Source organism: Kitasatospora sp. NPDC059812, assembly GCF_042732075.1.
GTDB lineage: Bacteria > Actinomycetota > Actinomycetes > Streptomycetales > Streptomycetaceae > Kitasatospora.
Genome location: NZ_JBHWIO010000024.1, coordinates 1 through 10,978 on the forward strand (window position 1 = coordinate 1; position 10,978 = coordinate 10,978).

Here is a 10,978-nt window from a genome sequence, read left to right on the forward strand (position 1 = left end):
CCGGCGCGCACCCGCCCGTGCGGCCGTCCGCGGCGCCCGCCGAACCGCCAGCCGCCCGGCCCGCCGAGCCGGCGAGGCCGTCCGCCGCCGCGCCCGCTGCTGCGCCCGCAGCCACGCCCAAGCCCGCACCCGCCTCCGAGGTGCCGCCGGTCCGCCCCGGTGCGGTGCCGCCGCAGCCCACGGCCGCCCGGCCGCCGGCGGCGGCGGACCCGGTGGCGGTGCAGCCCGCCAAGCCCGTCGCGCCCCGCCCGATCGTCCGCCCGGCCGCGGCCGACGAGGCCCAGGTCGGCCCACCCTGCCCCCGGTGCGGCACGCCCAACCGGCCCGACCGGAAGTTCTGCCGGCGGTGCGCGGAGCCGCTGACCCCCACCGAACTCGTGGCGGCCCTGCCGTGGTGGCGCACCCGCTGGCCGTTCCGGCGCCGTGTGCGCATCGGCGGTTCCGGCCGCACCCTGCGCCGGATGATCGCGCTGCTCGTGCTGGCGGCGCTGGTGGTCGCGGGGGTTCTGTTCTACCCGGCGGGGCGGAACATCTACGAGGACGTGCTGGACAAGCTCCGCGACGCCTCGGCGATCTCCCCCACGGGGGCGGCGGCGAGCGCGGAGGTCGAGGGCCATCCCGCGAAGCTGACCGTCGACGGGCTGAGCAACACCTACTGGGGGGCGCCGAACGTCGGGGACTCGATCAGCTTCCCCTTCGCCCGCCCGTTCCGGCTGGTGGACGTCATCATCCACACCGGCTCCTCCACCGAGCCGCAGCAGTTCCAGCAGCAGGCCCGGCCCACCGCCCTGGACCTGCGGATGACGACCTCGGACGGCAAGGTGCACGAGCAGAAGGTGACGCTGAACGACAAGCCGGGCCCGCAGACGGTGCTGACCGGCGTCAGCGACGTCGTGAAGGTGACGATGGTCGTCCGCGCCGCCGCCGGGACGGGGCCCGGAATCCCCATCGCGCTGGCCGAGGTGGAGTTCTTCAAACGCTGAGGGCAGGCTGCGGAGGTGGGCCCGGGCGGCGGCGTGGGAGGCTACCCGGGTACCGCCGCAGCCCGCGCCCAGGAGCACCGCCATGCACCGACCCCCCGCCTTCCGTCTCGACGCCACCGCCTCCGGGCACCCGGCGGGGATCCTCGACGCCGCCGAGCGGGCCGAACGCCGGGGCATGGACCGCCTGGTGGTCGCCGAGACCGCGTACGACCCGTTCCTCCAGCTGGCCCGCGCCGCCGACCGGACCGAGCGGATCGAGCTGGCCACCGGCATCGCGGTGGCCTTCGCCCGCACCCCGATGACGCTCGCCTACCAGGCCTGGGGGCTGCACGCGGCCTCCGGCGGACGGGCCGTCATCGGGCTGGGCTCGCAGGTCAAGCCGCACATCGAGAAGCGTTTCGGGATGCCCTGGGACCGGCCGGCCGCGCGGATGCGCGAGTACGTGCACGCGGTGCGGGCGATCTGGCACAGCTGGCAGACCGGCGAACGGCTGCGCTTCCGGGGCGAGTTCTACACCCACACGATGATGACGCCGGTCTTCTCGCCCGACCCCGTCCCCGCCGGGGTGCCGAGGATCCTGCTGGCCGGCGTCGGGCCGCTGATGACCCGTACGGCCGGGGCGGTGGCCGACGGGTTCCTCAGCCACCCGTTCTCGTCGCCCGCCTACCTGGCCGAGCAGGTGCTGCCCGGTCTGACCGGGGCCCGGGCGCAGGCCGAGGCCGAGGGCGCCCCGTGGACGGCGCGGCCGTTCGAGGTCGCCGGCAGTGTGCTGACCGCCACCGGCCGGACGGAGGAGGAACTGGCGGCCAACCGGGCCGGGGTGCGGGAGCGGCTGGCGTTCTACGCCTCCACCCCGGCTTACCGCCCGGTGCTGGCCCAGCACGGGTGGGAGGGGCTCCAGGAGGAACTGCACACCCACTCGGTGCGCGGCCGCTGGGCGGAGATGGCCGCGCTGATCGACGACGAGGTGTTCGACACCTTCGCGGTGTCCGGTCCGGTCGAGGACGTCGCCCGCGAGCTGACCCGGCGGTACGCGGGCCTGGTCGACCGGCTGTCCGTCAGCCTGCCGGAGGATGCGGATCCGGAGCTGGGCCTCGACGTCCTGGCGGCCGTCCGCGCCCTCGGCTGACCTCCGTCGGCCCCCTCGCCGGACCTTCGCCTGCCCCCGTCGGACACCTCGCCGTGCCCTCGCCCGCCCCCGTTCCCCGACCGGAAACAGCCGCCGACCGAACGCGGTGGGCGGCCGATCGGGCAGGAGACGGCCAAGACCGGGCACATTCGGGCAACGGGTTCCCGGTGGCGACGGCGGGCGGCAGGATCGCGCTGGCAGACCGTGACGGGCCGCCGACTTCACCCACCCCACGGTCTGTCATGTCTTGGCCACCGTCGACGACCGTGGGGGTGCCCGCTTGTCCGTGCCAGACGACCGTCCTGCCGTTGACTGCCTCGCCGAGTTCGGGGCGTCCGACGACCTCGCCGACTTCGACGAGTTCCTGCGCGTCTGCGCCGAACTGACCGGCTTCGACGAGCCCGAGCTGCGCGCCACCGGCATGGCGCACGAGCACCACCGCACCGCCCTGGCCCACCGGGTCCGCGACGACCACGCCCTGGTCCACCTCTGGTACGTCGGCGCCTGGCCGGGCGAGACCCCCAGCTCCGCCCGCGCCTACGACCAGGGCCTGGCCTGGCGGACCTTCCGCGCCGACCCGCCCGGCGCCGCCGCACCCGGCCACGGCAGCTGGGCCGAGGCACCCCGAGGGGGCGAGGAACGGTGACCGCCCGCTGGGACGTCGTCGTGGTCGGCGCCGGCTTCGCCGGAACGCTGGTCGCCCACCGCCTCGGCGCGCAGGGCCGGCGGGTCCTCGTCCTCGAAGCCGGCCGGGCCGCGCCCTCCGGGCCCGAGACCGCCGCCGCCTTCCGCGCGGCCGGCGGCGGCCCGCCCACCTCGCCCTACCCGCACCACCCCGACGCCCCGTCCCTCGACGTCACCGACCTCACCGGGCTCCCCGGCGGCGGCTTCACCGCCACCGGACACCTCCGGCAGGACGGCCCGCTGCCCTACGCCAGCGGCTACCTGCGCGCCAACGGCGGCACCGGACTGCTCTGGACCGGCCTCACCCCCCGCATGCACCCCGAGGACTTCCGCACCGGCGACCTCGGCCGCGGCCGCAACTGGCCGATCGGCTACCACGACCTGGAGCCGTACTACCGCGCCGCCGAACACGAACTCGGCGTCGCCGCCGACGCCGGGGAGCAGCGCCGCGCCGTCGGACTGCCGATCCCGGACGACTACGCCTTCCCCATGCGGGCCATCCCGGCCAGCCACCTCGACCGCCGGCTCGCCCACGCCCTCGACGGCCGGACCGTCCGCGACCCCGCCATGCCCGGCCCCGCCCGGCTCGCCGTCACCGGCACCCCGCACGCCCGCAACGGCCTGCCCACCCGGCCCGGCGACAGCTTCGGCCCGCCCTGCGCGGGCAGCGCCAGCTGCGTCCCGGTCTGCCCGACCGGCGCCAAGTACACGCCGCTGCGCACCCAGGCCCGCTGGGCGCCCTGCGTCGAACTGCGCACCGGGGCCGTGGTGGCCAAGGTGCTCGCCGACCCGGTGACCGGGCGCGCCACCGGGGTGGAGTACCTGGCCGGCGGCGCGGCCCACCGGGTGGACGCGGACCTGGTCGTCCTCGCCGCGCACGCCGTCGAGAACGCCCGGCTGCTGCTCCTGTCCGGCCTGGCCAACCGCAGCGACCAGGTGGGCCGCAACCTGATGGACCACCCGGCGCTGCTCACCTGGGGGCTCATGCCCGGCCAGGTCGGCCCCTACCGGGGGCCCGGCTCCACCAGCGGCCTGGAGGCCTTCCGCTTCGGCCCGGCCCGCGCCCGCCGGGCCCCGTTCCGGATCGAGATCGGCAACTGGGGCTGGTCCTGGGCCGGTGGCTCCCCCGAGGCGGAGACGGCCGCACTGCTGGCCGCCGGGCTGCGCGGCAAGGAGCTGCGGGCACGCCTCGGCGACCGGCTCGGCCGTCAGTTCTCGCTCCAGTTCGAACTGGAGCAGCCCGCCGACCCGGCCAACCGGGTCACCCTCGACCCGGACCGGCGCGATCCGCTCGGCCTCCCCGGCCCGGCCGTCCGCTACGACCTCGACGAGTACGTCCGCGCGGGCATGGTCTCGGCCCGGGCCGTCTCCGACCAGCTGTTCGCCCTGCTCGGCGCCGAGGACCACACCGCCTACCCGGCCGGTCCGCAGTGGCCGGGCCGCCTCGAACACCTGGGAACCGCCTACGGGTACCGGGGCGCGGGCCACGCCGGCGGCACCCACGTCATGGGCGACTCGCCCGCCACCTCCGTCGTCGACCACTGGCAGCGCTGCTGGGACCACCCCAACCTGTACGCCGTCGGGTGCGGCTCGATGCCCTCGCTCGGCACCTCCAACCCCTCGCTCACCATGGCCGCCCTCGCCCTGCGCAGCGCCGACCGGATCCACCAGGACCTGCTGGACCTGCACCACCCGGTGTCCGTCGCCGGTACCCCTTCGTCCGTCGCTCCTTCGCCCGCCACCCGTTCGCCCGCCCTTCCGGAGACACCATGACCGGCCTGCCGCTCCCGCCCGTACCGGAGCCGTACCACCTGCCCTTCCACTACGGCGCGCTGCACAACATCGGCGTCGACTACCTGGTCGAGCCCGAGCGGGCGCGCGAACTGCTCGGCAAGCGCCACCCCGGCCTGACCGCCGCCGTGTTCGACGGCGGGGCCTGCGTGTCCCTCAACTACCAGCTGTACTTCGCCCAGTACCCGAACGGCGGTGGCATCACCGAGGAGCTGGAGATCAACCTGGTCGCCCACCCGGTGTTCGCCGGAGACCGCCTCCCGGTCCTCAACTACGGCCAGTACGCCCGGGGTTACGACCAGACCAAGCTTCTCGGCATCGCCCGCCTGCACGTCCTGTGCGACAACCCGCTCGCCATCGACGCCGGGCGCCGCCTGTACGCCGAGCCCAAGCACCCCGGCTGGTTCGAGACCGCGCTGCCCTCGCTCAACGCCCCCGCCGTGCGCGAGCGCTGGTCCGTCTCCTGCCGCCGGGCCACCCTCGGGGAGGACGGGCTGCGCCGCCACGACGAGCAACTCCTCGCCCTCGACGTGAACCTGATCGGCCTCACCGCCGAATCCGTCAACAACACCCCGATCACCGGCTACGGCACCGACGACGAGGGCAAGCTGCTCGCCGGCCCGCTCAACGTCTACCACCCCTACCGCTACTACGCCCTGGACGACCGCACCGCCGACCGTGTCCGGCTCGACCTCGGCAACCCCGCGGAGGAGTCCGCCCGCGACCTCGCCCACCTGATCGCCGACGCCCCGGCCGCCGGGGTCTGGACCTACCAGTCCCCGCCGGTCGCCGCCCACAACCGCGCCTACTACGTCCGGTGACGCCCATCAGCCGAGGGCGGGTTACGGTCAGGGGCGACACCACCTGAGTGGGCGGGCGGCGGACCGTGGACGCCGTTCTCGTGTGCACCCCTGACCGCTCCTCCGCAGCCGGGGGCGTGCGCGTGAGTGTCCACTGACAAGGGTAGCCTTACCCATTGCGCAGGTGATCGGCAGTGGGGAGGGACCCTTGTTGGAATTCCGGCTGCTCGGACCGGTGGAAGTCCGGTGCAACGGGCAGTTTGTCGAGATCGGGCCACCCAAACGCCGGACCTTGCTGGCGATGCTCCTCCTCGCCAACGACGCGCTGGTCACGAACGACCGCCTCACCGACGCCCTGTGGGGCGAGCAGCCGCCCAGACACGCCAAGACCGTGATCCAGGGGCACGTCTCCCAACTCCGCCGGCTGCTGCACCCCGTGGGCCCGGTCACCATCGCCACCGCCTGTGACGGCTACCTCCTCCAGGCGCCGTCCGACCACATCGACGGCGAGCGGTTCCGCGCCGCCGTCGCCGAAGCGCGCACCGGCGACGGCGCACCGGCCGGGATCCCGGCGCTGCGCAAGGCCCTCGCGCTCTGGCGCGGCCCGGCGCTCGCCGGACTCTGCGGCACACCCCCGGTCGTCGCCGCAGCAGCGGAACTGGAGGAGGCGCGGCTCGGCGCGGTGGAGGAGCTCGGCCAGGCGCTGACCGCGGGCCGGCGCGCCGAAGAGGCCGTCGCGGTGCTGCGGGGCCCGGCGGACCGGCATCCGCTGCGCGAATCCCTGGTGGCGCTCCTGCTCGACGCCCTGCTGGCGACGAACCGGCAGGCCGAGGCCATCGAGCTCTACCACCGGACGGCCCGACTGCTCGGTGACGAACTGGGCGTCGACCCGGGCCCCGCGATGGTCGAGGCCTACGACCGGATCCTCAGCCCGCCACGCGCCGCACGCCGACGGGAGGACACGCACCGGCCCGGGGACCCCCACGGGCAGCAGGCCGCGCACCGCCAGGAGGCCACCCGCCGCCAGGCCGACACCCGCCGTCCAGCGGACGCGCACCGCGGCGCGGGACATGCGGGACAGCCGGGCGCGCACGACCTGCGGCGACCGCTCCTGCTGCCCCGCCGACCGGCCGGCTTCACCGGGCGCAAGCGTGAACTCGCCGCCCTCGACGCGGCCGTGCGGCACACCGCACACGACTCGCCCATCTGCCTGGTCACCGGGCCGGCCGGGATCGGCAAGAGCGCGCTGGTGGCCCACTGGGCCCAACAGGCCGCGGCGGACTTCCCGGACGGCGTGCTCTTCGCCCGGCTCGGCGGCTTCATCGACACCGCCCCGATCGCCGACCCCGCCTTCGTCATCCGGGACTTCCTCGGCGCGCTCGGCATCCAGCCCGACGACATCCCGCAGAACACCGCCGCAGCCGAGGCGCTCTACCGCTCGCTGCTCCGCAACCGCCGCCTCCTGGTCATCCTCGACGACGCGCTGAGCTACGACCAGGTCCGCCCGCTGCTCCCCGGCGCCCACGGCTGCGCCACCGTCGTCACCAGCCGCAACCGGCTGGAGAGCCTGGTCGCCGGCGACTGCGCCCGCCCCCTGCTGCTGGACCGGCTCGGGCCGGGGGAGGGCGAGGCACTGTTCGCCCGCATCCTCGGCCCGGACCGGGTCGGAGCGGAACCGGACGCCGCCGGGCGCCTGGTGCGGCTGTGCGACGGGCTGCCGCTGGCCCTGCGACTGGCGGCGGCCCGGCTGGCGGTGCGACCCGAGCGCTCGCTCGGCGACGCGGTCGAGGAACTCCGCGACGGGCAGCGGCGGATCTCCTTCCTCGCGGTGGACGGCATCGACTTCGCCTCCGTCCTGCGCGTCAGCGTGGACCACCTCCCGCCGGACGCGGTCGCCGTCCTCCGGCTGCTGGCCCACCACTTCGGCCCCGACATCGACGTGGCGGCGGTCGCCGCGCTGGCGGACGACAGCCCGGCCGGCAGCCGCGCGGTGCTGGAACGTCTCGTCGCCGCCAACCTGGTGGAGGAGCGGGGGCACGACCGCTACGCCCTGCACGGACTCATCCGGCTGTTCGCCCGCTCGCTCGGCCCCGCCCCCGGGGGCGACCGCCTCCTTCCGCTCCTCGACCACTACCTGTACGCCGCCCTGGCCGCCGCGAGCGCGGCGGTGGCGGGCAGCCAACCCTGCTGCCGGCTCCCGGAGGACTTCCGGACGCCGGTGTCGACGCCCGTCTTCGCCGACCGGGAGGAGGCCATGGCCTGGTACGCCAGGGAACGGCGCAACCTCGTCGCCGCCACCGCGGCGGCCGCCGCCGGCCGGCACCACCACCGGGCGTGGCGACTCGCCCTGCTGCTGTGGCCCCTGGTCGTCCAGCAGCCCGGAGCCGACTGGGAGGCTCCGCTCGGCCACGCCCTCGGCTCCGCCGTCGAACTGGCCGAGGCCGACGCGGAATCCCGCGTCAGGAGCCTGCTCGGCTGGGTCCTCGGGCAGAACGGCCGGTACGAGGAGGCCTTGCCGCACCTGCTGCGCGCACCCGACCTGGCCCGGCGCGCCGACGACACCGAGGGTGAGGCGATCGCCACCGCCAACCTGGCCCAGGCCCGGGAGGCACTCGGCGACACGAACCTGGCCGGCCTCGGCTACGAGCGGGCCGCACAGCTCGCCCGCAGGGCCGGCAGCCCGCAGACCGAGATGCTCACGACCTACTACCTGGCCCGGTACCACCTGCTGAACGAGCGCCCGGCGAAGGCGCTCACCCTCGCGCGGTGCGCGCTCGACCTCGCCCCGGAGGACCAGGTCGTGGCGCGCCGCGCGATGCTCCTGGACATCTGCGGGAGGGCCCTGTCCACCCTGGACCGCAACGGCGAGGCGTGGCACCACTTCGACCGCGCGGGCCGCCTCGCGGAACAGGACGGCTTCATCGCCGACGCCGCCGACTACTACGCGCGCGCCGCCGCGGTACGGACCTGCGGGAACGGGTAGCGGCTGCCGCCCGCGGTGCCCGGCTGGACACCGCGGCCGGGTGCCGCCGTCCGGCCCCAGACGCCGGGGCCAGACGGCGGCCCCAGGCGCCGGCTCACCCGGGAACGGGCGGCCCGCCCGGCCCCGTGAGCGCGGCCGGTACCCGATCGGCGGGCGGGGCCTGCCCGGCGGGCGTGGCATCCGGCGCGCGGGCCCAGCGGCCGGCGAGCACGGTGCCGACCACCAGCTGGAGCTGGTGATACGCCATCAACGGCAGCACCAGCAGCCCGGCCTGGGGCCCGAAGAGCACGGTGGCCATCGGCAGGCCGCTCGCCAGGCTCTTCTGCGAGCCGCACAGCACCGCCGCGATGGTGGCCGGCCGGTCGAGCCCCAGCAGCCGTGCCCCGAGCCCGGTGACCGCGAGCGCGGCGGCCAGCAGGGCGAGCAGCACCGCGAGCAGACCGAGCAGGGCGCCCGGGGTGGCCAGGCCCCAGCTGCCCTGGGCCGTCGCCGCGCTGAACGCGGTGTAGACGACGAGCAGGATCGAGCCCCGGTCCACCGGCGTCAGCACCCGTCTGTGCCGGGTGAGGAAGGCGCCGATCCACGGCCGCAGCACCTGCCCGAGCAGGAACGGCGCGAGCAACTGGGCCCCGATCCGCAGCAGCCCCTCGGCCGACAGTGCGGTGTGCACGTCCAGGAGCCAGGCCGCCAGCAGCGGGGTCAGCAGCAGCCCGGCCAGGCTGGAGTACGTCCCGGAGCAGATCGCCGCCGGGACGTCGCCCCCGGCGGCGCCGGTCAGCGCCACCGAGGACTGCACCGTCGACGGGAGCAGGCAGAGGAACAGCACCCCGGTCTGCAACTGCCCGCTGAGCGGGACGGGGGTGAGCAGCGCGGTGGCCGCCCCGAGCAGCGGGAAGAGGCCGAAGGTGGCGGCGAGCACCAGTCCGTGCAGCCGCAGGTGGCGCAGCCCGGCCAGCGTCTCGCGGGCGGAGAGCCGGGCGCCGTAGAGGAAGAACAGCAGCGCCACCGCCAGGTTGCAGGCCACTGCCGCCACCCGCGCCGAGCCCCCGGTGGCCGGAAACAGGGCGGCCAGGCCGACCGCCCCGGCGAGCGCGACCAGGTACGGGTCGAGCCGGCGCGGCCACAGCCCGCGCCACCGGCCCCGGCGGGCGGTGTCGTCGGTCATCGGCCACCCCCGATCGCCGCCCCGCCCGGGCCGGACCCGAGCAGGCCGCCCACCAGAGACCCGGCGCCGTCGTGGTCGCTGCCCGCCGAGCCGCTGCCGTTCTGGACGTTGGCGGTGCGATCGATCTCCACCCAGGAGTCGGCGTTGGAGTTGTCGACGAGCGTGATCAGCCCCCCGCCCGCCGCCGCAGGCGCCGCCGCGCCGGCGAGCAGGCCGCACGCCCCGGCCAGCCCCAGCGCGGTGGCCCGCAGGACGGCGGCCGCCGGGGGCGGGGCGGGACCGCGCAGCCCGGCCATCACGCCGTCACCCCCGCGAACGGGCGGGAGCGCGCGATGTTCCGCTCCAGCAGTTCGGTGGACTCCCGCACGCCGATCTGCCGGCTCTCCCCGGCGCCGGCCGGCAGCCGCCCGTCGGCCACCTTCAGTCCGGTCAGCGCCTCGTCCATCGCCCGGTGGGCCGCGAACAGGCAGGGCGTGCTGTAGATGGCGACGTCCACCCCCAGCTCGGTCAGCTCGGAGAGCGACAGCCGGGGGGACTTGCCGCCGGCGATCTGGTTGAACAGCAGCGGCTTGTCGCCGACGACCCCCCGGATCCGCCGGATCCAGTCCTCGCTGCGCACCCCGTCGACCAGCACCACGTCGGCGTCGGTGGCGGCGAGGGCCCGGGCGCGGCGCAGGATGTCCTCCTCCTCGGTGGCGTCGGTGCGGGCGACCACCAGGAGGTCCGTCCGGTTGGCGAGGACGAGGTCCAGCTTCTCCAGGTACTCCTCCAGCGGGAGGACCTGTTTGCCGTCGGCGTGGCCGCAGCGGCGCGGCCGTTTCTGGTCCTCCAGGATGACGCCGGACGCGCCGATGCGTTCGAGCCTGCGCACGACGTGGCAGGCGACCTCGGGATCGACGTAGCCGTCGTCGATGTCGACCAGGAGATGGTGCTGGGGGAAGGCGCCGCGCAACCGTTCGACGAAGCCGACCATGTCCGGCCAGGCGATGAACCCGATGTCGGGCAGGCCGTAGTAGGAGGCGGCGAAGCCGAATCCGGAGACGAACATGCCGTTGTAGTGCTCGGCCGCGATGGAGGCCGAGTACATGTCGTAGACGCCGATGAGGGGCGTGGCTCCCGGGCTCGCGATCTCCTCGCGGAGCCGCTGCCCGTGGCCCGACGCCGTGGTTCCGTGGAACATGGCCTTCTCCTCACTCGCGGTGGCTTTGCCTGAACTTGGTCTTCCCTAGACCAGACTGAGGTGCCATCACTATGTGGCCTTTAACGTTCCGTGGGCAAATCTTTAAGAGAGATTCACTCATTCGAGTGAGGCGTGGAATTGAATATATGCCAGACATATAAAAAGGGCGGTGGCGTGGTAGATACACGCCCCCCCCCTCATCCCGTAGGCCCCGTCGCCGGGGGCAACCCCGACCGAGGCGGGTAGCAACTAGCCCTGTCCGT

At 75.2% G+C, this 10,978-nt stretch carries 9 protein-coding genes; 6 read left to right on the forward strand and 3 right to left on the reverse strand.

All coding sequences use genetic code 11. The annotated features are described in order from the left end of the window. The 6 genes from ACFV6D_RS14965 to ACFV6D_RS14990 form a co-directional block, all read left to right on the forward strand. The coding region (locus ACFV6D_RS14965) for a zinc ribbon domain-containing protein (RefSeq protein ID WP_380559946.1) at window positions 1–983 on the forward strand (983 nt) is incomplete at its 5' end. 82 nt (window positions 984–1,065) lie between these two features. Continuing rightward, window positions 1,066–2,112 carry a TIGR03617 family F420-dependent LLM class oxidoreductase gene (locus tag ACFV6D_RS14970; RefSeq protein ID WP_380496237.1) on the forward strand — a complete coding sequence of 349 codons (1,047 nt, stop codon included), beginning with the start codon at window positions 1,066–1,068 and terminating at the stop codon, window positions 2,110–2,112. A 280-nt stretch (window positions 2,113–2,392) separates the two neighbouring features. After that, window positions 2,393–2,758 carry a hypothetical protein gene (locus ACFV6D_RS14975; protein WP_159398306.1) on the forward strand — a complete coding sequence of 122 codons (366 nt, stop codon included), beginning with the start codon at window positions 2,393–2,395 and terminating at the stop codon, window positions 2,756–2,758. Continuing rightward, entirely contained in the window at window positions 2,755–4,569 is a 1,815-nt protein-coding gene (locus ACFV6D_RS14980; RefSeq protein ID WP_380559948.1) for a GMC family oxidoreductase, read from the forward strand. The genes ACFV6D_RS14975 and ACFV6D_RS14980 overlap by 4 nt, the downstream gene beginning before the upstream one ends. Further along, the gene (locus ACFV6D_RS14985; protein WP_063345999.1) at window positions 4,566–5,408 is read left to right on the forward strand and encodes a hypothetical protein; all 843 of its coding nucleotides are present in this window, start codon (window positions 4,566–4,568) and stop codon (window positions 5,406–5,408) included. The genes ACFV6D_RS14980 and ACFV6D_RS14985 overlap by 4 nt, the downstream gene beginning before the upstream one ends. Window positions 5,409–5,622: 214 nt before the next feature. Next, window positions 5,623–8,370, forward strand: coding sequence for a BTAD domain-containing putative transcriptional regulator (locus ACFV6D_RS14990; protein WP_380560016.1), 2,748 nt, complete (start codon window positions 5,623–5,625; stop codon window positions 8,368–8,370). 94 nt (window positions 8,371–8,464) lie between these two features. On the opposite strand, the gene ACFV6D_RS14995 is transcribed toward ACFV6D_RS14990, so the two are convergent. From ACFV6D_RS14995 to ACFV6D_RS15005, 3 genes are read right to left on the reverse strand one after another with little or no spacing between them, the layout of a single operon-like run. Continuing rightward, complete coding sequence (locus ACFV6D_RS14995) at window positions 8,465–9,535, reverse strand: bile acid:sodium symporter family protein (protein ID WP_380559950.1); 1,071 nt, start codon at window positions 9,533–9,535, stop codon at window positions 8,465–8,467. Further along, entirely contained in the window at window positions 9,532–9,831 is a 300-nt protein-coding gene (locus tag ACFV6D_RS15000) for a hypothetical protein (RefSeq protein WP_208869031.1), read from the reverse strand. The genes ACFV6D_RS14995 and ACFV6D_RS15000 overlap by 4 nt, the downstream gene beginning before the upstream one ends. Continuing rightward, window positions 9,831–10,715: an oxaloacetate decarboxylase gene (locus tag ACFV6D_RS15005; protein WP_380559952.1), complete on the reverse strand. Its 885-nt coding sequence runs from the start codon at window positions 10,713–10,715 to the stop codon at window positions 9,831–9,833. The genes ACFV6D_RS15000 and ACFV6D_RS15005 overlap by 1 nt, the downstream gene beginning before the upstream one ends. Window positions 10,716–10,978 lie beyond the last annotated feature (263 nt).

Bases quoted from the DNA above. Each gene is read 5' to 3' on its own strand.
- ACFV6D_RS14995 (WP_380559950.1), bottom strand. From the start codon at position 9,535: ATGACCGACGACACCGCCCGCCGGGGCCGGTGGCGCGGGCTGTGGCCG.
- ACFV6D_RS14985 (WP_063345999.1), top strand. From the start codon at position 4,566: ATGACCGGCCTGCCGCTCCCGCCCGTACCGGAGCCGTACCACCTGCCC.
- ACFV6D_RS15005 (WP_380559952.1), bottom strand. From the start codon at position 10,715: ATGTTCCACGGAACCACGGCGTCGGGCCACGGGCAGCGGCTCCGCGAG.
- ACFV6D_RS15000 (WP_208869031.1), bottom strand. From the start codon at position 9,831: ATGGCCGGGCTGCGCGGTCCCGCCCCGCCCCCGGCGGCCGCCGTCCTG.
- ACFV6D_RS14970 (WP_380496237.1), top strand. From the start codon at position 1,066: ATGCACCGACCCCCCGCCTTCCGTCTCGACGCCACCGCCTCCGGGCAC.